The 19710-nt window shown below is 59.9% G+C and carries 19 protein-coding genes and 1 tRNA gene; 8 read left to right on the top strand and 12 right to left on the bottom strand.

What is annotated here, in order from left to right; genetic code table 11:
- Nucleotides 1-730 precede the first annotated feature (730 nt).
- Nucleotides 731-1624: a VOC family protein gene (locus BLV09_RS07265; RefSeq protein ID WP_244548989.1), complete on the top strand. Its 894-nt coding sequence runs from the start codon at nt 731-733 to the stop codon at nt 1622-1624.
- 44 nt (nt 1625-1668) lie between these two features.
- Here the strand turns inward: BLV09_RS07265 and BLV09_RS07260 are convergent, their stop codons facing one another.
- A complete protein-coding gene (locus BLV09_RS07260) occupies nt 1669-2823 on the bottom strand; it encodes an OpgC domain-containing protein (RefSeq protein ID WP_100381690.1) in 1155 nt (384 codons plus the stop codon).
- Between the two features lie 231 nt (nt 2824-3054).
- Between BLV09_RS07260 and BLV09_RS07255 the strand changes: the two genes are divergently transcribed.
- The 4 genes from BLV09_RS07255 to BLV09_RS07240 all read left to right on the top strand — a co-directional run bounded on the left by BLV09_RS07255 (nt 3055) and on the right by BLV09_RS07240 (nt 8061).
- Nucleotides 3055-3360 carry an ETC complex I subunit gene (locus BLV09_RS07255; protein ID WP_100381691.1) on the top strand — a complete coding sequence of 102 codons (306 nt, stop codon included), beginning with the start codon at nt 3055-3057 and terminating at the stop codon, nt 3358-3360.
- A gap of 170 nt (nt 3361-3530) precedes the next feature.
- On the top strand, nt 3531-5135 hold the full coding sequence (locus BLV09_RS07250; protein ID WP_146686792.1) for a carboxyl transferase domain-containing protein: 1605 nt from the start codon (nt 3531-3533) through the stop codon (nt 5133-5135).
- Nucleotides 5136-5137: 2 nt separating this feature from the next.
- On the top strand, nt 5138-7144 hold the full coding sequence (locus tag BLV09_RS07245; protein WP_146686791.1) for an acetyl/propionyl/methylcrotonyl-CoA carboxylase subunit alpha: 2007 nt from the start codon (nt 5138-5140) through the stop codon (nt 7142-7144).
- A gap of 8 nt (nt 7145-7152) precedes the next feature.
- The gene (locus BLV09_RS07240) at nt 7153-8061 is read left to right on the top strand and encodes a hydroxymethylglutaryl-CoA lyase (RefSeq protein ID WP_146686790.1); all 909 of its coding nucleotides are present in this window, start codon (nt 7153-7155) and stop codon (nt 8059-8061) included.
- A 3-nt stretch (nt 8062-8064) separates the two neighbouring features.
- Here the strand turns inward: BLV09_RS07240 and BLV09_RS07235 are convergent, their stop codons facing one another.
- Genes BLV09_RS07235 through dctP form a run of 3 tightly spaced genes read right to left on the bottom strand, consistent with a single transcriptional unit; the run spans nt 8065 to nt 10990 of the window.
- A complete protein-coding gene (locus BLV09_RS07235; RefSeq protein WP_146686789.1) occupies nt 8065-9420 on the bottom strand; it encodes a TRAP transporter large permease in 1356 nt (451 codons plus the stop codon).
- Nucleotides 9417-9971, bottom strand: a complete 555-nt coding sequence (locus BLV09_RS07230) for a TRAP transporter small permease (protein WP_100381696.1) — start codon at nt 9969-9971, stop codon at nt 9417-9419. The genes BLV09_RS07235 and BLV09_RS07230 overlap by 4 nt, the downstream gene beginning before the upstream one ends.
- Nucleotides 9968-10990, bottom strand: coding sequence for a TRAP transporter substrate-binding protein (gene dctP / locus BLV09_RS07225; protein ID WP_100381697.1), 1023 nt, complete (start codon nt 10988-10990; stop codon nt 9968-9970). The genes BLV09_RS07230 and dctP overlap by 4 nt, the downstream gene beginning before the upstream one ends.
- A 317-nt stretch (nt 10991-11307) precedes the next feature.
- Here dctP and BLV09_RS07220 point away from each other — a divergent pair, with 317 nt between their 5' ends.
- A complete protein-coding gene (locus BLV09_RS07220; RefSeq protein WP_100381698.1) occupies nt 11308-11538 on the top strand; it encodes a pentapeptide MXKDX repeat protein in 231 nt (76 codons plus the stop codon).
- 76 nt (nt 11539-11614) lie between these two features.
- Here the strand turns inward: BLV09_RS07220 and BLV09_RS07215 are convergent, their stop codons facing one another.
- A complete protein-coding gene (locus tag BLV09_RS07215) occupies nt 11615-11968 on the bottom strand; it encodes a DUF6481 family protein (protein ID WP_100381699.1) in 354 nt (117 codons plus the stop codon).
- 301 nt (nt 11969-12269) lie between these two features.
- On the opposite strand from BLV09_RS07215, the gene BLV09_RS07210 reads away from it, so the two are divergent.
- On the top strand, nt 12270-13073 hold the full coding sequence (locus tag BLV09_RS07210) for an LssY C-terminal domain-containing protein (RefSeq protein WP_146686788.1): 804 nt from the start codon (nt 12270-12272) through the stop codon (nt 13071-13073).
- Between the two features lie 17 nt (nt 13074-13090).
- Here BLV09_RS07210 and BLV09_RS07205 read toward each other — a convergent pair whose 3' ends face one another.
- The 6 genes from BLV09_RS07205 to BLV09_RS07180 form a co-directional block, all read right to left on the bottom strand.
- Nucleotides 13091-13522: a hypothetical protein gene (locus BLV09_RS07205; RefSeq protein ID WP_146686787.1), complete on the bottom strand. Its 432-nt coding sequence runs from the start codon at nt 13520-13522 to the stop codon at nt 13091-13093.
- A 104-nt stretch (nt 13523-13626) separates the two neighbouring features.
- Nucleotides 13627-14127, bottom strand: coding sequence for a hypothetical protein (locus tag BLV09_RS07200; protein WP_146686786.1), 501 nt, complete (start codon nt 14125-14127; stop codon nt 13627-13629).
- Between the two features lie 583 nt (nt 14128-14710).
- Nucleotides 14711-15007: a hypothetical protein gene (locus BLV09_RS07195; protein WP_100381703.1), complete on the bottom strand. Its 297-nt coding sequence runs from the start codon at nt 15005-15007 to the stop codon at nt 14711-14713.
- Nucleotides 15008-15953: 946 nt separating this feature from the next.
- On the bottom strand, nt 15954-16151 hold the full coding sequence (locus tag BLV09_RS07190; RefSeq protein ID WP_167558549.1) for a hypothetical protein: 198 nt from the start codon (nt 16149-16151) through the stop codon (nt 15954-15956).
- 214 nt (nt 16152-16365) lie between these two features.
- On the bottom strand, nt 16366-16995 hold the full coding sequence (locus tag BLV09_RS07185) for a hypothetical protein (protein WP_100381705.1): 630 nt from the start codon (nt 16993-16995) through the stop codon (nt 16366-16368).
- Nucleotides 16996-17885: 890 nt separating this feature from the next.
- The gene (locus BLV09_RS07180; protein WP_146686784.1) at nt 17886-18575 is read right to left on the bottom strand and encodes a Crp/Fnr family transcriptional regulator; all 690 of its coding nucleotides are present in this window, start codon (nt 18573-18575) and stop codon (nt 17886-17888) included.
- Nucleotides 18576-18908: 333 nt separating this feature from the next.
- On the opposite strand from BLV09_RS07180, the gene BLV09_RS07175 reads away from it, so the two are divergent.
- On the top strand, nt 18909-19301 hold the full coding sequence (locus tag BLV09_RS07175; protein ID WP_146686783.1) for a hypothetical protein: 393 nt from the start codon (nt 18909-18911) through the stop codon (nt 19299-19301).
- Nucleotides 19302-19350: 49 nt separating this feature from the next.
- Here the strand turns inward: BLV09_RS07175 and BLV09_RS07170 are convergent.
- Nucleotides 19351-19427, bottom strand: a tRNA-Arg gene (locus tag BLV09_RS07170).
- Nucleotides 19428-19710: the final 283 nt, after the last annotated feature.

The raw sequence follows: 19710 nt of genomic DNA, 5'->3' as shown, positions 1-19710 counted from the left end.
AACTTGATCGGCGAACTGCCTGGCTCAGCACAAGCGGCAAGAGCCCCAGGAAGCGCAACATCCACCGCAGCCGCCGCAGCCACGGCAAGCCCGGCAGCCGCAGCCTCTGCAACCGCGGCAACCCCGGCAGCCGCCGCAACCGCGCCAGGCTACCTGCACGCCGCTGCCAACATTTTCCTTGTCGAACACATGGAACGTCGCCAGGCTGACGTCGGCGATTTCTTCCTCACCAAGCGTGACCTGATGACCGAGACCAACGGTCGGCGACTGCGCTACGTCTGCCGTCGGTACGGCTGCTGCTGACGCGCCTCCAATCATTGAAAACGTCAAGCCGGCTGCCCCCAGCACCGGAACGGATTTCGTCACGTGTTTTTTCTTCGATGCTTGTTTTACCCGTGCCATAGTAGCAACCTCCATGCCTTGCAAAATTGGTTTGACTCCAGCGCGCGGACTCTACCTCGTGCAAATCTACCATGCAAGACGATTGCACATGCTGCACCGTCGTTCGTCGCTAAAGCAACAGGTTTGGTTCATCTTGATGAATGAAATTGCCTTTCCATTCATCCGTTGTTCATCATCGATATCACGCATGACAACCTCGACGAGAAAGTCGCCGTCGCTGGCGCGTGCCTCTTCACGCAATTGCGAAACAGTTTGTAACATCCCATCGGAACCCGCGTTCGCCAATCCATCCGTCGCGGCTGTCTGAGGTTGGTACGGAGACCTGTACGTGGCTGATTATCATGGACGCTTTGCCTGGTACGAGCTGATGACGACGGACGTCGCGGCGGCCAAGGCCTTCTACGCCACGGTTGTCGGCTGGGACGTCCGGGACGCGTCGACGGCCGATCTGGCTTACACGCTGTTTACCTCCGGAAAGGCTGCGATCTGCGGCCTCATGGAGCTGCCGAAGGAAGCGACGAAAAGAGGCGCGACGCCGAGATGGATGGGATATGTCGGCGTCGACGACGTGGACGTCACGACCGGCCGCCTCAAGCGTCTGGGCGGAACAGTGTATGTCCCGCCGACCAATACCAACATCGGTCGCATTTCAGTAGTTGCTGATCCGCAAACCGCAACACTTGCGTTGGCCAACGGACTAAAGCTTGGCCAGGATCAGACGAGTGAACTTGATCAACCGGGGCGTGTGGGCTGGCATGAGCTGCTCGCTGCCGATCCGAACAAGGCGTCTGCTTTTTACGCTGACTTGTTTGGCTGGCAGAAAGCAGGCGCCGAAATCGGCGCGATGGATACCTATCAATTGTTTTCAGCCGGAGGGCAGACGATCGGCGGCATGTTCGCCAAGCGCGAACGGGAGCCGTATCCGTTCTGGCTTTATTACTTCAACGTCGACGATATCGATGCGGCGGCGCAGCGCGTGAAAGCCGGCGGCGGCCGGATTTTCGAAGGCCCACTTGAAGTGCTTGATGGCGTCTGGGTCGCCCGATGCATAGACCCTCAGGGCGCCATGTTCGCGCTGCAGGGAAAGCGCAGACGGCATGGTGTCCGGAAAAACGAGGGGTTGGAAGTCGGCTGGTCCACTTCGTGGGGTGAAGTTTCCTCGAAAGGAAAATTGGTCGCTAAACCCGGCGGCAAAAGTCGCACTCCGGATTCGGAACGGTGAGATCGACCAATCTCGATTGAGCGGTCTCGATTAGCCGACCCCGATCACGCTGCCTTGGCAGCCGCCGCCGCAGGTGGCTTTTGCGGCTTGTCCTGTCTTTTCGACCAGGAGATGTAGTAGGCGACGACGGTCATGATCGCTATTCCGGTCACGCTCACAAAAATCTGCGCGAACAGCGAACCCGAACTCATCATCAATTCGAAATGTCCGACGAAAGAGAGGAACACGCCGACGCAGAACACGGCAAGCGACTGCTGACCGCAGACGATCAGGGGATCGAACATCTTCCATTCCAGGCCCGGCCAATCCTTCGGCACAAACCGGATGACCATGATCACGATCACCACGAAATGCAGGAAACGATAGGGCGCCAGGTTGGTCTTGTCGTTGGGATTGAAGGCATCAAAGAGCCAATGCGGGAACATGGCGCCAAAATCCGGAAACTTGCCGGCCATGGTCATGATCAATGCAAAGATGAGATAGGCGATCGAGAGATAAAGGGTGATCGGCGACATGATGATCGACATCGATCTCCGCGCGCCACCCAGGGCACACCATGAGCCGAAGACGAACAGCACCTGCCAGCTGTACGGGTTGAAGTACCAGACGCCGGCCGGATAGGCCCTGAAATTCCAGCCGAAATGCCGGGCCGTCAGCCACAGCACGATCGAAGCCAGCATCGTCAGATTGGGCCGGCGCAGCGTGATCCAGAGTACCGGCGGGAAAAATCCCATCAGCACGATGTAAAGCGGCAGCACATCCAGATTGACCGGCTTGAACTTCAGCAGCAATCCCTGGCGCAGCGTTTCGACGGCGCTATCGACCAGGCCCGCCACGTTGAACTCGTTGATGATCTCGGGGTCGCTGTAGCGCTGTGCGACGTAGCCGATCGAAACGATATAGATGACGAACAGGATGATATGGGCGACGTAGAGTTGCCAGACGCGCTTGGTCAGGCGGGTGGCGCCGACGATGAAGCCGCGTTCGATCATCATCCGGGCATAGACAAAGGAGGCGGTATATCCGGAGATAAAAACGAACAGATCCGCGGCATCGCTGAAGCCGTAATTTCGTGTGGTGATCCAGTTCACGACGTTGTCGGGAATGTGATCCAGAAAAATCGCCCAGTTGGCGACCCCGCGAAACAGGTCGAGCCGGAGATCGCGTCCTTTTTCAGGTAGGGTTGCGTTGATTTTCATGGGTGCCGTTTCGCCGTGATGCCTTCGAGAAGATCGAGCCTGCCGGACCTGCTATCGGCCGAGCGACCGGCCAAGTTGTCATAGCACGGCAGAATGACTATACCGGTTCGGAAAGCGTACCATCCAAGGCTGGGAATCACCGACCAAATTCCTGAAAGGTGTCTCTATACTATCCCGGCCATTCGTGCCACGCGCTTCCACGCCGCATCTCTCACGGGACCTGATTATCCAATGACCGCACGCATCTTTAAGCCCGCCAAAAACGCGATGCAATCGGGGGTCGCCAAGACCCGGGAATGGCAGCTCGATTACGAGCCCGAGCAGCCGCGGGCAATCGAGCCCTTGATGGGCTGGACCTCTTCCGGCGACATGAAGCAACAGCTCACCCTTCGCTTCGACACCAAGGAAGATGCTGTGGCTTATTGCGAGCGCGAGGGCATCCCTTATCAGGTTCTCGAACCGAAGGCTCCGGCCCGCCGTCAGGCGGCGTATGCCGACAATTTTGCGTTCCGACGCGGTGAACCCTGGACCCATTGAGGGTCGAAATTGCCGGGATTTTGCCCGGGATGGATTTTGGATCGGGCTTGGATCGCTCTTGGGCCGAAATTTCCGGGTTGCCTAAGGTGACAGCGCAATGACACCATGACGCAAGCCCAACGCGTCACTCGCGGCGCACCATAAAACCGCCCAGGAAACCACCCGAGGCCATGCCGCTCCATTCCAGTATCGATCCGACTTCATCCGATTTTGCCCGCAACGCCGACGCCATGCGCGCGCTGGTCGGAGAGCTTCGCGAAAAGCTCAATCAGGTGGCCGATGGCGGCGGACAGGCCTCGCGCGTAAGGCACACCTCGCGTGGCAAGATGCTGGCGCGCCAGCGGGTCGACCTGCTGATCGATCCCGGAACCGCCTTTCTGGAATTGTCGCCGCTGGCCGCTCACGGCCTGTATGGCGGCGACGTGCATTCCGCCAGCATCGTCACCGGCGTCGGCCGGATCGCGGGGCGCGAATGCGTGGTTGTCGCCAACGATGCGACCATCAAGGGCGGCACCTATTACCCGATGACGGTGAAGAAGCATCTTCGCGCGCAGGACGTCGCGCGGCAGAACAATCTGCCCTGCGTTTACATGGTCGATTCCGGCGGCGCATTCCTGCCGATGCAAGACGAGATTTTCCCGGACGAACGGCATTTCGGCCGCATCTTCTACAATCAGGCGCAGATGTCCGCAGCCGGCATTCCGCAAATTGCAATTGTCATGGGCTCCTGCACCGCCGGCGGGGCCTATGTCCCGGCCATGTCGGACGAGAGCATCATCGTGCGCAATCAGGGCACGATTTTTCTCGGCGGACCGCCGCTGGTGAAAGCGGCGACCGGCGAGGTGGTGTCGGCCGAAGAACTCGGCGGCGCCGACGTCCATTCAAGGCAATCCGGCGTCACCGATCATTACGCCCAGAACGACAGTCACGCGATCGGCATCGCGCGACGCATCGTCGCCACGCTGAGGCCGCCGCAACGCGCAACACTCAACATGCGCGAGCCGCGCGAACCGCTGTTTGCGTCCGAGGAAATCTATGGCGTGGTTTCCGCCGACGGGCGCAAACCATTCGACGTGCGCGATATCATTGCGCGGGTGGTCGACGGTTCGGAATTCGACGAATTCAAAAAACTGTATGGCCAAACCCTGATTTGCGGTTTCGCCCATATCTGGGGATATCCGGTTGGCATCATCGCCAACAACGGTATCCTGTTCAGCGAGAGTTCGTTGAAGGGCGCGCATTTCATCGAATTGTGCTGCCAGCGCAATATCCCGCTGGTGTTCCTGCAGAACATCACAGGCTTCATGGTCGGCAAGAAATACGAGGCTGGCGGTATTGCGCGCGACGGCGCCAAGCTGGTGACGGCGGTGGCGACCGCGGGCGTGCCGAAATTCACCGTCGTAATCGGCGGCTCCTATGGCGCCGGCAATTACGGGATGTGCGGCCGCGCCTACAGTCCGCGCTTCCTCTGGATGTGGCCGAACGCAAGAATTTCAGTCATGGGCGGCGAGCAGGCCTCGATGGTGTTGAGCCAGGTCCGTCGCGACAACATCGAGGCCAAGGGCGATAGCTGGTCGGCGGAAGAGGAAGACAAGTTTCGCGCGCCGATCCGCGCCCAGTATGAAAGCCAGGGCAATCCCTATTACGCGACCGCCCGGCTGTGGGATGACGGCGTGATCGATCCGGCCGACACCCGGCTGGTGCTCGGGCTCGGGCTTTCGGCGTCGGCCAATGCGCCGACCGAGCCGACACGCTTCGGCCTGTTCAGGATGTGACAATGGATCGCTCCAGGCTTTACCGAAGATTCCGCACGCTGCTGATCGCCAATCGCGGCGAGATTGCCTGCCGGGTGATCCGCACGGCAAAGGCGATGGGGCTGCGTACCGTGGCGGTCTATTCCGAAGCTGATCGCGATGCCCTGCATGTCGCCGAGGCCGATGAGGCCGTCTTGTTGGGACCGGCGCGCGCGCGCGACAGCTATCTCAACATCGAGCGGGTGATTGCAGCGGCTCGCCAGAGCGGCGCCGAAGCCGTGCATCCCGGCTACGGATTCCTCTCGGAGAATGCTGAATTCGCCCAGGCTTGCGTGGATGCCGGGCTGGTGTTCGTCGGCCCGACCGCGGACATGATGATCGCGATGGGCTCGAAGTCCGGCTCCAAGGCCTTGATGGAAAAAGCCGGCGTACCGCTGGTGCCGGGCTATCACGGTGAGGCTCAGGACGAAGCGATCCTGGCGAAGGCCGCCGACCAGATCGGCTTTCCGGTCCTGGTCAAGGCATCGGCCGGCGGCGGCGGCCGCGGCATGCGCATCGTGCGTTCAGCGGCCGAACTCGCACCGGCGATCGTCAGCGCCAAGCGCGAGGCGAAAGCCGCGTTCGGCGACGACCGCATGCTGATTGAAAGATTCGTGGAAAATCCGCGCCACATCGAGGTGCAGGTGATCGGCGACAGCCATGGCAATCTGCTGTCGCTGTTCGAGCGCGAATGTACGTTGCAGCGCCGGCATCAGAAGGTGGTCGAGGAAGCGCCATCGCCGACCCTTAACCCTGCGCACCGGGAGGCCGTGTGCGCCGCCGCGCGCAAGGCGGCTGCTGCGGTCAATTACGTTGGCGCCGGCACCATCGAGTTTGTTTCCAACGGCAAGGACGTGTTCTTCATCGAGATGAACACCCGTCTTCAGGTCGAGCATCCCGTGACGGAATTGATCACGGGCATCGATCTCGTGGAATGGCAGCTGCGCGTGGCATTTGGCGAAAAGCTGCCGCTAACGCAGGACGAGGTCACGCTCAACGGTCACGCGATCGAGGCCCGCGTTTACGCGGAGAATCCGCAGAAGAATTTCATGCCGTCGGTCGGCCGCATCAAGACCTGGCGCATGCCGGAACAGTCCAACGGCCTGCGGATCGACGCCGGATATCGCGCCGGCGATGCGGTATCGCCGTATTACGACGCCATGCTGGCCAAGGTAATTGCCTGGGCGCCGACGCGCGATGCCGCGATCGAGCGGCTTAACCGGGGCCTCGAGGACTCCGATGTCCGCGGCGTCGTCACCAATATTCCCTTCCTCTCGGCGCTGGTGACGCATCCGGATGTCCGCGCCAATGCCATCGACACCGGCTTTATCGAACGCGAACTGAAGAACCTGACAGTCACGTCCGAGGCGCCAGGCGATCTGGAACTTTGCGCGGCGGTGGCGGCAATCCTTGGCCAGGAGCAGAAGGATTCGCAAACTGAGGCGCAGTCGCCGTGGCGGACCTTTGGCTGGATGCCGGTCGGCCGCCGCCAGCGGGTATTTTCATTTCGCCGCGGCCCAGGCAGCGAACAGCAGGTCATCCTGCACTACGGCAACGGGCCTTCCAAATTGTCGATCGGCGACCGCGAGTTCGTTTTTGCCTGTTCGCGGGCGGATGACGATGGCTTCGATTTGACGCTGGATGGCACGAGGTCGCGTATCGTTGCCGTGATCGAAGGTCATGAACTGTATTTGCGGACGCGCAACGGCCGTTTCGACCTGCATTGGGTCGATCCATTCGGCGGCGAGACCGAGGAGCAAGTCGGCGAAGATCGGATTGTTGCCCCGTTGCCGGGTACGGTCGTGGCGTTGCTGGCGGAAGAGGGCGCCATGCTCGAGAAGGGCGCACCGATTCTCACGCTTGAGGTCATGAAGATGGAACAGACCTTGCGCGCGCCGTTCGCCGGCGTGCTGAAAAAGATCAAATGCAAGGTCGGCGACATCGTGCAGGAAGGCGTCGAACTCGCCGAGGTCGAGCCGGCGGCCGGGTGAAACGAGCCATGAGCGATTCCGTTCGCATTGTCGAAGTCGGCCCGCGCGACGGGCTTCAGAACGAAAAGACGCCCGTGGGCGCCGCGGATCGTATCGCCCTGATCAAGGCGCTGCTCCACGCCGGACTGCATACGATCGAAGTCGGGGCCTTCGTGTCGCCGAAGGCGATTCCGCAGATGGTGAATTCGGACCACGTATTGCGCGAGGTCAATCATCTCGCCGGCGGCGAATTCCACGTGCTGGTCCCCAACGAAAAAGGCTATGAGGCGGCGCGCGCGGCCGGCGCCAAGGTGATCGCGGTATTTGCTTCGGCTTCGGAAGGTTTTTCACGCGCCAATATCAACTGCTCGGTTGCGGAGTCGATCGAGCGCTTCAAGCCGGTGATCGCGCGCGCCAAGGCGGATCGCATCAAAGTCCGTGGCTACATCTCCTGCGTGCTCGGCTGCCCCTATGAAGGGGAAGTGAAGCCGCAAGCCGTCGTGGATGTCGCGCAGGCGCTGTGGGATCTCGGCTGCTACGAAGTCTCGCTCGGCGACACCATCGGCGTCGGCACGCCTTCGAAGGCCCGGCATTTGTTGCGCGCGGTCGCCGGCCACGTGCCGATGGCTCACCTCGCCATGCATTTTCACGATACCTACGGGCAGGCCCTGGCCAATCTCTATGCCGGAATGGAGGAGGGAGCACGCGTGATCGATTCCGCGGCCGGCGGTCTCGGCGGTTGCCCGTTCGCGCCCGGCGCAACCGGCAACGTCGCAACCGAGGACGTGGTCTACATGCTGGAGGGCATGGGGATTGCGACTGGCGTCGACATGGCCCGTCTGCTGGCAGCGACCAACGAGATCAGCCTGCTGATCGGACGCCCACCGGTGAGCCGCGTGGCGTCGGCGTTGAATGCGAAGGGCCGGGCGGCAAAGTAGCCGTCAGCGACCGTCCGGTCCCATCACGAGATCAGGCAGCCAGGTCGAAATCTGGGGCACAAAACACAGCACCACCACCGCCGCCATCATCAAGAGCACGAACGGCAGCGTACCCCAGATCACTTCGCTGAGCGAAATGTCTGGCGCGACATTGCGGATCACGAAGAGATTCAAGCCCACCGGCGGGTGAATAAGACCCATCTCCATCACGATGGTCATGACGACGCCGAACCAGATGATGTCGAAGTTTGCGGCACGCAACGGCGGCAGGATGATCGGCGCGGTCATCAAGATGATCGAAACCGGCGGCAGGAAAAAGCCGAGTATGACGACCAGCACGAGGATCGCCGCGAGCAATTCCCAGCGCGGCAGGTTCATCGCGACAACCGATTCCGCGGCCGATTGCGAGATATGCAGATAGCTCATGACGTAGGAGTACAGCAGCGACATGCCGATGATCATCATCAGCATGGTGGACTCGCGGATTGTCGATTTCAGGATCGGCGCCAGATCACTCGGCCGCCACACGCTGTAGATCACCGCAATCAGCAGCAGCGCAAGCAGCCCGCCAAGCCCTGCGGTTTCCGAGGGGGTGGCATAGCCGCCGTAAAGCGCGATCATGACGCCCGTCAGCAATATCACGAACGGCAGCACCCGGGGCAGAACGTTGAAACGCTCGGCAAAAGTGAAATCGTCGTGCTTGAGAATGGCCGACGTCGCGCCGCTCTGTGCGTAGGCGGCGCTGGCGGCGGCATATTCCTTGCGAAACCGGAACACGGCGTAGCCGCCGAACAGCGAGACCAGCAGCAGCGCCGGTCCGATGCCCGCGAGGAACAGGCGGCCCAGCGATTTTTCGGCAGCGACCGCAAACAGGATCATCGTGATGGAGGGCGGCAGCAGGATGCCGAGCGTGCCGCCGGCGGCGATAATTCCGGCGGCGAACCCGCCGGAATAACCGCGCTTGCGCATTTCCGGAATGCCGGCTGAGCCGATCGCCGAGCAGGTGGCCGGCGACGATCCTGCCATCGCGGCGAACAATGCGCAGGCAAAGACGTTGGCGACGCCGAGCCCGCCGGGTACGCGGTGCAGCCAGGCGTGCAGCGCCGTGTAGAGGTCCTGACCGGCGCGCGACCTGCCGATCGCCGCGCCCTTCAGAATGAACAGCGGGATCGCCAGCAGCGTGATGGAGGACATTTCCTCATACACATTCTGCGTGACGGTATCGAGCGAGGCGGCGGGCATATAGATGCCCATGAACACCACTGCGACCGCGCCCAACGCGAACGCGATCGGCATTCCCGAGAACATCGCAAACAGGGTGGCAACGCCGTAACTGATACCAATTCCGAGTACGCTCATCGGCGCGCCGAACCACTGAAGGGAATAATGATCTGTAGCAGGATCTGCACGCACAACAGCGTCATGCCGACAGCCATCAGGCCGTACGGTATAGCCAGCGGCGGCGACCACATCGAATTAGACACCTGGCCATCGACCCAGGCGTCGCGCGTGAGCGTCCAGGATTTCCACGCAAAGAACGAGCAAAACAGCAGGCTCGCGAGATCGACCAGCCAAAGCCGGATGCGATTTGCCATCGGCGGCAGCAATCCGACGAAAGCCTCGATGCCGATGTGGCCGCGTTGTCCCTGCACATAGGCCGAGGTCATGAAGGTGGCGCCGACCAAAAGAAATACCGCAGCCTCGTCCTGCCAGTAATTCGGGCTTTGGAACAGAGCGCGGCCGAGCACGCTGTCGGTCAGCACAATGCAGGCCGCGATCAGCGCCAGAGCCGCCAGCACCACGATGATGTTGTTGCAGAGCGCAAGTCCACGCTCGAACACCGCAACGAGCGTATTGCCCGCAGCGGCGTTCGGAAGATCGTTTCGATCCGGAAGCGGACCGTGCATCACGCGGAGACGTCGGACGCGAGCTTCAACAGGTTGGCAGCGTTCGCGGTCTTCGCACCGTAGTCCTTCCATGCAGTATCGCGCGCGATGTCGCGCCATTTGCCGACGGTGGCGGCATCCAGCACGCTGACCTTGGCGCCGGCCTTGGCGTAGATCTTCGCGACCTCGGCATCGTCGTCCTGCGCTCCCTTCTTGCCGAACGCTTCCAGTTCGGTGCCGACGGCGCGAATGATGTCCTGCTGATTTTTCGGCAACCCGTCGAAAATCGACTTCGACATCAAAAGCGGCTCGAGCATGAACCAATAGGAAGCGTTCGCGCCCGAGGTGAGCGATTTTGCGATTTCCTCCAGCCGGAACGAAATCAGGCTGGTGGAGGACGTGATGCCGGCATCGCAGGCGCCGGTCTGCATCGCGGTGTAGATTTCGTTTGACGGGACCGACAGCACGGCAGCGCCGGCGGTCTGCAATACCATGTCCATTTCGCGCGAACCGCCGCGGACCTTGAGGCCCTTGGCGTCTTCGGGCGCAACGATCGGACGCGAACGGCTGGCGACGCCGCCGGCCTGCCAGACCCAGGTGAGGATGATGATGCCCTTGTCGGCCAGGAAGTCCGTCAAGGCCTTGCCGACCGGCTGGGTCTTCCAACGCAACCCCTGGTCGTAGGTCGAGACCAGCCCGGGCATCAGGCCGATATTGGTCTCCGGCAGTTCGCCGCCGGCGTAGGGAAGGGGATACAGGCTGACATCGAGGGCGCCTTTGCGCATCGCCGAAAATTGGGCGTTGGTCTTGATCAGCGACGAGTTCGGATAGATCTCGGCCGCAATCTCGCCGCCGCTTCGTTTCGCAACTTCCGCTGCGAACATCCGGCACAGCCGATCGCGAAAGTCGCCCTTGTCGATTGTGCCGCCGGGAAACTGATGGGATATCTTCAGGGTCGTGGCGGCATGCGCCGTTCCGATTCCGAAGCGCAGGATGGCGGGTGCGGCAATCGCTGAGGCGAGAACATGGCGGCGTGTAAGCATAGGTGTGTCCCCCTGGGTACGCGTGACTGGACTGTTTAGACTGCCCGGCATCTTTACCGGTCTTCTGGTGAATTTTCTCTAGTCTGATAGTTCGAGGCAGGGCCCAGCAGCCCCGATATTGTTGCGGTGCACATTTTTCATAAAATTCGCCACAAAGATGGCGAATGACGACCTTCTGCAAAACCCCGGAGGATGCGTCGTAAGCCGGTTGCAGGAAAAAATATTTCCGGCATCCGGTAACAAACGAAGGCGGGGAGCCGTCGTAAATGACGCGACATCAGTCGCTTTCAAACCGGCTTCAAAGGGATCACCCACCCATGACGATTAGCACCCGCATCGCGCTCGGCGTTTCAGCCGCCGCCCTCTCGCTCAGCCTGGCGCTGGCCCCAGCCGCCTTCGCCCAGGACAAGATGGGCAATGACAGCATGATGAAGAAGGATACCATGTCCAAGGACACGATGAAGAAAGACACGATGTCCAAAGACACCATGAAAAAGGATGATGGCATGAAAAAGGACAGCATGAAGAAGGACGACATGAAAAAATAGCCGTCCGTCCTCGCGGCCTTGCGGGCTCGCCTCTATCCAGGGCGGGCCCGCGGTGTTTCAACCCAAAATAGTCGGGTTATCTCTTCTTTCCCTTGCTTTTGCGGGCTGCGTAACGCGCGTCGCGCTTTGCCTTCTGTTCGGCTTCGAGTTCCGCTAGCCTGGCAACTTCTTCTTCCTTTTCGCGCGCGAGCTGCGCTGCGGCTGCCGCTGCCGCCTCCTCTTCGCGCCGCTTCTTTTCGGCCTTTTCGGCCTCACGGGCTTCTTTTGCCTTGGCCTTCGCGGCTGCCAGCGCCTCGCGTTCGGCCCGCCGTTGTATCACGGCAGGATCGTCGGGGCTCGGCTGGGAACGAAACTTGTTCAGGATGTCTTGCCTCGCCTGCTGAGCGGCTTTTTGCCGGTCCGCGAAGCCAGGTTCCTTGAATCCACTCATAGAAGAAGTCCTGTCGCTTTCGTTGTTTAGTGCGAGATGATGATGACGCGCCGCGCGAGGTACAGACGCGTTTTGCACGATTATGCGCGGCTTGTACCGCTGTGCGTCAAGTGACGCAATGTCGCCCACAAAAGGATTCTCCCGCAAAATGCGGTGCAGTGGAAACAAGCGAATTTAGCCGGGCCGTTCACCGAACAAAAACCCTAATATGTAGCGTCATTTACGCCGGTCATCTAAGGATTTTGCGTTAGGCGCCGCCGCTGATCGAATTTACCTCTGCACGCGGTATAAAGCGATTTAAATGAAACTGTTCCAAATCCAGAAACGCTGGCTGCCCATTCTCGCGGCGGGGGCAATCGTCTACCTGCTGCTGGCTTACATTGTGCTGCCCGCGGTGTGGACCCATCACGAGCACGAGCCGGGGCTGGCTTCGCTGCCGATGGTGACACGCACCGGCACGGGCATCCCCGGCGATGCGCTCAACGTCGGACTTGTTGGCAGCAAGGAAGATGTGCTGCGCGCCATGGAGGCGGCGGGCTGGTTTCCAGCCGATCCGGTCACGTTTCGCAGCAGCATCGAGATCATAGGCAGCGTGGTGCTCGACCGACCCTACCACGACGCACCGGTCAGCCCGCTCTATTATCAGGGCAAAAAGGAACAGTTCGCATTCGAAAAGCCGGATGGCAAAAGCGCCGACCGGCGACACCATGTCCGTTTGTGGCTGGTGCTTGAAAAGGGCGCAGACGGCCGTCCGGTCTGGCTCGGCGCAGTGACCTATGATCGCGGGGTCGGCCTCAGCCATTATACCGGACAGGTCACCCATCATATCGGGCCCAATATCGATGCCGAGCGCGACCTGTTGATGCGGGATTTGACCGACGCGGGGATGGTTGACGCGCTGTTCCAGATTTCGGGAATAGGGCCGACATTGTTTGGCCGGAACGGGGGAGGGGATCCCTATTACACCGACGGTGAAATCGATGTCGCCAGTCTCGTCGTCAACGGCGTGAAGCGAACGGAGCCGCCGGCGACGTTACCTCCCCCACCTCTGGTCGCGCTGAAGGATCAGATCTGGCACGACGTCAGCAATGCGATGGGCCAGTGACCATCCCGACGGGATGGCTATTTTTTTGAACAGAGCAGGACCATGCCGGTGGAAGGCGTCGGACAGGATGCGGTCCAGATGCCACCGGAGTGAATGCTGGGCTGCAGGGTGGCGCCCTGGTTTGACAGGCAGGTCACCGACGCAACGATCTCGCCCGTTCCACACTCGGACGTACATCCGACAGAGCCGCATGCATTGCTGTCGAGCGACTTCGCATAGACAGCGCTGCTGGGGCCGGCCGGCCCCTGGATTCCGTCCTTGCCATCTTTTCCCGCCAACCCGGCGGGTCCCGTCTTGCCTTGCTCGCCCTGCGGTCCGGGAGGTCCCGCCGGACCGGGATCGCCCTTATCACCCTTCGGTCCCTCGAAGCATCCGCCCAATGAAATCGCGGCGACGCAAAGCACAACAAAGATCGGAACGCGGCGAGCGCGGCAGTCGGAATATTTCACGGGGTCACCGCAGTTGTGGGAGGGCTGTAAATCGGAAATCAAATGACTGAATTCAATTCAATCTTCGGACCACCCAACGAAGGGCGCTTATATTTGTTCCACGCCTAGCGCTTGATGGCGATCCAGCTGCCAACACAGCCATCGGATCGGTTGAACGTCCCCGCGCCGGTATTTCCTGACAATGCTCCGATCGCGGTCAACGTCATGCCGCCTCCGGCGCCGACCGAGTGCAAGGTGCCGTCCGGCTCGACGAATCCGCTGCCGCCCCTGACGATAATCTTTCCGCGCCTGATCACCGCGGGCAGGGAGCCGGTATGCGGGCATCCGGCACTGGTGAAAATCCATCTGCCGTCAAAACCGGTGTTGTCTTGCGGAGGCGCCGAGGGAGGCGCTTCTTCCGCAGGCCGGTCGGTATCATCGCTGCGGTGCTCGGACAGGAACGCTATTTTGTTACTGCCGATGCTTATGCCTGTGGGCGTTGACTGAGCCGAAGCGGCTGGGACTTTCGACGCGGCCACAACGAAGACGCTCAACAATAGCGCGACCCATCTCCGGGCGCTGCGCGCGATGTTGGGTCCACCGTGTTCGACGCCTGGGTATTTCATGCCTCAGGTCTCGGAGCGTTAGCGGGCCCTGGCGGAACGGCCATTTGCCCGGAAATCAATCGGTTACATTGGCTTATCTGCCTAAGCGGATGAATGGGGCAGAACGGTTTTTCCAAACATCGGCGGACCCGAAAATCCCGTCGTGCAGTGCGGCAATGGTTTGTGTGGTCGATTGGCTGGGGCGACTATGCCAGCGGATCGTTCGAAAGTCGAAAAGTTATGGAAGTCGCTGGCGTCAACGAAACACCGCCCGTCGGGAAAATGCAGCGCTCTCGTACACGTGATTGAATTTCAAGAGAGCGAGCCCGACCAAACCTGAGAAGCGATCCTCAGTGAGGTTACGCAACATGCTGGCCGAGAAGTTTTTTCTGTTTCTGGAAACGCTCAGAAGCCAAAACCATCCCGATGGCAGTCCGATCGTTGTGAGCACGGCGCGGCACGTTCCGATCAGATTACCGAGCGGGAGCGGGAAGTAACCGTTCAATTCTATCCGGCGGATCAACGAGCGTCAGAGGCCGTCCACCTGGGCGGCCTCTTTGCTTATTTACGATTGACGTTGTGGCGCTCTGGGCTTTCGCAGGGATTAACGCGGGCCGCTGCTGGTCCGGGTATTCCAGCTACCCCAACTGACGCTCGAAAGACTTTGGAGGTCGGTGGCGAGAGGGCGCCTGGTCCGCCTCTCATAATCCGCGATGAAGCGTTCAGACTGCGCGATCTTTCGCTTCAGCTCGGTTGCGGCCTTTTGCGTTTCGCCGGTCTTTTTCGATCCGGCAATTTCGCCGACCGTAAACCTTGAGACTTCCAGAGCCTTCAAGGTTTCGCGGTTCTTTTTGAGCTGCGCCCGGTGCCAGGCGATTTCACTATTGCTGTCGGCAACCATGTGGAACTTCCCTGATTCGCACGAAAGCATAGCACCGGCCGAATCCAGGGGCACCCGATGTTTGGCGCCCTCGTTGGGGAGCCGAGAAAGCCGCCAAGGACCAGTTCTCTGTGATGCCGCAGCTGCACCCATGAGGCGAACCAGCAGCCTAACCAGCTGGTGTGCATCGCCTGCCAGCGCTTGTTGGTCAGATCCACTTGTGTTGGTGCCGCACCATTTCGGCGAGATATTTCTCGCAGGACCGGTCGTAAACCAAGCCGATAATAAATGCCCACATGATTGCACCCGCTTGTTTTGAGGCGCTGATCTTCGCGACGCGTTCGTTTCAGGATGACTTCGCGGGGCGACAGAAACGATTTCGCGGTACAGGAAAATCGTTTCAGGGCTGTTGGGTCAGGCCGCCGCGCCGCAACGAAGTTCTATCCCCGGCTTTCGGGATCGGTGTGGTGAACGCTGCCGAGGGCTCCAATCCGGCTTGTATACAAGGGCCGTCCAATCCTCGGCTGATTCACACGACCTGCCAGGGTGGTGCTCGAGTGCACTAGCGATCGACGGCGCGCGGCGCCGGCTAATGGTCCGCGGTCCAGGTGGCGCGAGTGCTGGAACGGATTTAAGATCAGGCGCGCGTCACTTCAAAAAGGGGGGCCTCGCCGTGAAAATTACCAAGCGGTCGTTTGCTGTCATCTCTGTGCTTTTAGCAGTGCCCCTGTCATTGAGTACGAGGGCGCTCAATGCACGCGACGCCGGTCTCGCCTTTCCTACCTTCGCGGCGGCTCAGACCACTAAACAGCAATGCAAAAATACCTGTCGTGCGCGATATCGGAACTGCGTGTCGTTGAAGCAGATACCATCGTTTGAGTGCACAGGCGTTTATCAGGATTGCCTCAGCAACACTTGTAATGCAGTGAAGGGATGACCGAAGCCCAGACCTTTCGGCGTCGCCTGCTCAGTGGCGAGCTTCGTGCTGTGTGGTTGTGCTATCGTCGCCAAAATCGCTATCCTGACCATCGGAGCCGCCAAGCTGGCTGACATCGCAATTCGCTTCTGCAACCTCACGGTTCGAGATCAGAAGAAGCTGTTTCCGCATTTCGGCGAGGCGGGCACGGCAGTATTCGCGGTAGAGGAAGTCGAATATGGCGGGCATGATCGAACCCCGTCGTTTGATCATCACCACGCTATCATTTCGCTCGGGATCCAAGCGTGATTTAGATCACAGCCCGGTTCAACGAGATTGGGATTCCAACCGGCGTGCGGTGGCGGTTTGCGGACTGCCTACGTCTGATGATCTCTGCGATTAAAGAAGCCCGCTTGGAGCGTTTTCAGCGCCGAGGCGACGATATCGAAATCAGTATCATCGCTTAACCAGATGGCTGGCCCCCGAGCCCACCGGCTGCAGCCGTGCCACGATCGCGAAGATTGCCAAACGCCTTAAGATTGCCAAGCGCCTTGAGGATGCCGCCTGAAGGCCAATGTCCCAAGCGAGTTTGATTATCGGGCAATGCGTCCGACGCTCTCGCGCGCGATGGAGGCCGCTTGGGGGAGGGCAGGGGTGACAGCATCGCCAGCCGACGCCGCCAAGGCAGCGTTAGCACCGATAGCTTGCCTTCGAGCAGGGCCGCCTTCTCCCGAGATGCCATAGTTTGAGCGCTGGCCTTGAGCAGTTCAGCCAAAAGCTTGTTCGTCCGCTCACACTCTCTTTCAAAGTCAGCCCGGTGGCCGCTGGCTATGGCCTCCATCTCGATCAGTTCTGCCTGCAACGTCTCAATTTTTTGGTTTAGGGCGGTGACCACCTGGTGACCGGCCTGTGCTTGGGGTCCCCGAGAGACAGGGGAATGGGTGATTTCGGTGAGATCGACCTGTACCAGCGTCTTGCCATCGTTGGAGCGGGAGCGCGGCAATCTTTGTCGCTTCACCAGCGCCCTTGCGGCTTCAGGGGAGATTTTGAGCCTTTCGCCTAGTCCGGCATATGTCAGCATCTCGACGGGCATGATGTCCGCTCCCGTTCAGCCGGGCGGTCACCACCCGGACACGAGTAACGATACCAACACCGAGTTAAGGATTGCTTTACTATGAGGTGTAACACCTGACACCGATTTCCCGCTCCCGGTCGCAACGGGCGTTGAGGATGAGCCAGCAACGCTCGAGCCGCAGACCATGGTCTCGCGCGGCGAGCGGGCGGAGCTGGCCAGTACGCGGAGGCAGCGCTGTTGGGGCTTGAGCGGGCTGCCTTGCCACACCTGCGTGTGACACTTTCTGTGTTCGGCAACGTTTTCGCAGCGTCGCTCAGCAAAGCTCCCCTGAGCTGGGGTCGTTTCCGGGACTTGAGGACCGGAGAATAGGACAGTTCGCCTCCTCCTCCGCGATGAGCTTCAAGAGCAGCTTGCGTTGCGCTTCGTCCTGCGGCTCCGCGAGTCGCCGCCTGTATAGGGCCAGGTTTTCTTGGTGGATGAAATTCTCCATCGCCTAGTTCCTTATGTTGGAGGTCGGGTTCTCCCGCTAGACAGGAGCTCGCAGTCCGGAAGAAAACCACCTCATCGACTTGGTCTCACTGACGACCTTGTCGGTATGATCGCAGTTGACGCCTTGAAACGTGCGCAACTCGAATCCGATCCGCGAGGGATTGATACGTGTCAGGACCATTGGCCCCAAGCATTTGGGACAAGGGTGGGGCTGAATTGTTATGCGGCTTGAATCGAACAAGACTGCTGGTGATGGCATGATGCTCACCTGACTTGGGCGGGAGCGTTACAGAACTCTCAGTCACCGATGGATGCCAAGATGGGGCGGTGATAGACCACCATGACTCGCCGAAATATGGTGCGCTGATCAATAGTGCTCACCTTCGTGAGGAAAATTAAGTCGTGAGCCTGGCGCGCTTTTACTCATCCTCTCTTATCTGAGGCTTGTCCCGCAACACCGCGTCCAGCAGCGAACGATGAACTTCGATTTTCCCGTTGTAATTGATGAATCCCTTTTTTCTAAATTTGTTCATGAAAAAGCTCACCCGCGATCGAGTGGTGCCGATCATTTCAGCCAGTGTTTCTTGACTAAGGGTCACCGGGATAGGCACCGGGCCGCCTTCCTTGCCGAAGTTCGCCAGAAGCAGAAGGAGGCGCGCCAGGCGCCTTTCGCTGGAATTGAACAACTGGTCGATCAAATCATCTTCTATCCGGCTGTTTCGGGACAACAGATACGCCAAGAAGAACGCGGAGAACTTCGGTTCTTTGGCTAGAACCGCAAGCATTGCGGTCTTTGTGATAGAGGTGATCAGACACTCTTCCACGGCATGGCTCGTCGCGCCTCGCAATTTCGCCCCGTTGAGACATCCTTCGCCAAAGAACTGACTCTCTCTCAATAAGCCGATGACCGCTTCCCTGCCGTGTACGGAAACGACTGTAAGCTTGACCTTGCCGTTACGGATGAAAAAGACCGTGTCGGCGACGTCTCCCTGACTGAAAATCTTCTGATTTTTCTGGTATCGCCCGATCGTCTTTCCGGCCCCATCCCGGCTAAGGAAAGTCAGCGGATCGAACTCTTTTGCACCATGAATTTGTGGCGAGTTGGGCATAGTGCTGCTCCGTCATCGGGCGGGAGCACGATACTCTCAGTCACCAGTAGATACCGAAGGTGGGCGGGTGATACGGAGACAACACCTCGAGTAGCGCAATGTTCCATTAGGCTCTAGACAGAGAGTTCATGGAGGCGCGCGAAGCAGCGCTCAAGGCGGGGGAAGCGCCATCGAGATCGTCACCAGCCGCATAGTTGCCGGCACCGTCAAAGCCGGATTGGTCAGCTATTACGGCTCGGGATCAGTTAAGGCGCTCGCCGAAAGTACTCAGCAGACGCGCCGCGCCATCCTCGAGCGCTTCAGGCGGACCATGGCGATAAACGCATTGCGCTGATGCACCGGTCTGCCACGCAGGCCATCGTCAGCGGCAAAACGCCGGTAGCCGCGCGCAACTGGAAGAAAGCCATGCGCGGCTTTTTGGATCACTGCCTGTCTCTCGACATGATCAAGGTCGATCCGCTCGCGGGCGTGACGAAGGCCAAAATGAACAAGACCAACGGTCATCATCCCTGGGAATCGCGGAGTGCGCAAAGTTCGAAGCGTTCGTTCAACAACGAGATCATGCCGATGCTGCAGGAGGCAATCGACGCAATGCCGTCGAGTGACCACCTGACGTTCCTGCTGACCGCACAAGGAAAACCGTTTACCGCGGCCGGCTTCGGATGGCGCAAGGCGCCGCGAAGCTCATTGCAGGAACAGGAATTGGCTCACCGGCTGACCCGGTGAGCCAAAATGACGATCAAGGTATTGAAATTACTAGCAGCGGTAGATGAAGTGGCGATCCCAGCAGGATTCGAACCTGCAACCCACGGAGTAGAAATCCGTTACTCTATCCAGTTGAGCTATGGGACCATCCGGCGACCCTATCGGCGGGCGTTCATATCATGGCCAATATGAAAAATCCGCTTCGCCGCCAAGTCCATCCGAACCATTTTTGTGTACCCGTCGACCAAGCAGGGCGGGTGGACCGGTCGTCCGGTCTGTCTTACCACAACGCTGCGTCGCACCGGTTGCCGGCGCGGCAGAGACCTGTTCCGGCCATGTCGCATGCGACCTTTTTGCCATCTTGTTCCCTGGCCATGAGTCCGTCACCTTTTCGCGCATTTCTGTTCGGGACGCGGCGTCTGTCCGCGCA

Origin of the sequence: Bradyrhizobium canariense, from assembly GCF_900105125.1 — a bacterium.
GTDB classification, from domain to species: domain Bacteria; phylum Pseudomonadota; class Alphaproteobacteria; order Rhizobiales; family Xanthobacteraceae; genus Bradyrhizobium; species Bradyrhizobium canariense_A.
This window is presented reverse-complemented; position numbering and strand designations above follow the sequence as displayed.

What these genes read in the sequence shown, in the direction of transcription:
- BLV09_RS07210 (WP_146686788.1), top strand. Translation starts at nt 12,270, where the DNA reads ATGAAACTGTTCCAAATCCAGAAACGCTGGCTGCCCATTCTCGCGGCG.
- BLV09_RS07245 (WP_146686791.1), top strand. Translation starts at nt 5,138, where the DNA reads ATGGATCGCTCCAGGCTTTACCGAAGATTCCGCACGCTGCTGATCGCC.
- BLV09_RS07175 (WP_146686783.1), top strand. Translation starts at nt 18,909, where the DNA reads ATGCACCGGTCTGCCACGCAGGCCATCGTCAGCGGCAAAACGCCGGTA.
- dctP (WP_100381697.1), bottom strand. Translation starts at nt 10,990, where the DNA reads ATGCTTACACGCCGCCATGTTCTCGCCTCAGCGATTGCCGCACCCGCC.
- BLV09_RS07195 (WP_100381703.1), bottom strand. Translation starts at nt 15,007, where the DNA reads ATGGTTGCCGACAGCAATAGTGAAATCGCCTGGCACCGGGCGCAGCTC.
- BLV09_RS07190 (WP_167558549.1), bottom strand. Translation starts at nt 16,151, where the DNA reads ATGCCCGCCATATTCGACTTCCTCTACCGCGAATACTGCCGTGCCCGC.
- BLV09_RS07255 (WP_100381691.1), top strand. Translation starts at nt 3,055, where the DNA reads ATGACCGCACGCATCTTTAAGCCCGCCAAAAACGCGATGCAATCGGGG.
- BLV09_RS07180 (WP_146686784.1), bottom strand. Translation starts at nt 18,575, where the DNA reads ATGCCCAACTCGCCACAAATTCATGGTGCAAAAGAGTTCGATCCGCTG.
- BLV09_RS07185 (WP_100381705.1), bottom strand. Translation starts at nt 16,995, where the DNA reads ATGCCCGTCGAGATGCTGACATATGCCGGACTAGGCGAAAGGCTCAAA.
- BLV09_RS07260 (WP_100381690.1), bottom strand. Translation starts at nt 2,823, where the DNA reads ATGAAAATCAACGCAACCCTACCTGAAAAAGGACGCGATCTCCGGCTC.
- BLV09_RS07200 (WP_146686786.1), bottom strand. Translation starts at nt 14,127, where the DNA reads ATGAAATACCCAGGCGTCGAACACGGTGGACCCAACATCGCGCGCAGC.
- BLV09_RS07220 (WP_100381698.1), top strand. Translation starts at nt 11,308, where the DNA reads ATGACGATTAGCACCCGCATCGCGCTCGGCGTTTCAGCCGCCGCCCTC.
- BLV09_RS07235 (WP_146686789.1), bottom strand. Translation starts at nt 9,420, where the DNA reads ATGAGCGTACTCGGAATTGGTATCAGTTACGGCGTTGCCACCCTGTTT.
- BLV09_RS07250 (WP_146686792.1), top strand. Translation starts at nt 3,531, where the DNA reads ATGCCGCTCCATTCCAGTATCGATCCGACTTCATCCGATTTTGCCCGC.
- BLV09_RS07215 (WP_100381699.1), bottom strand. Translation starts at nt 11,968, where the DNA reads ATGAGTGGATTCAAGGAACCTGGCTTCGCGGACCGGCAAAAAGCCGCT.
- BLV09_RS07240 (WP_146686790.1), top strand. Translation starts at nt 7,153, where the DNA reads ATGAGCGATTCCGTTCGCATTGTCGAAGTCGGCCCGCGCGACGGGCTT.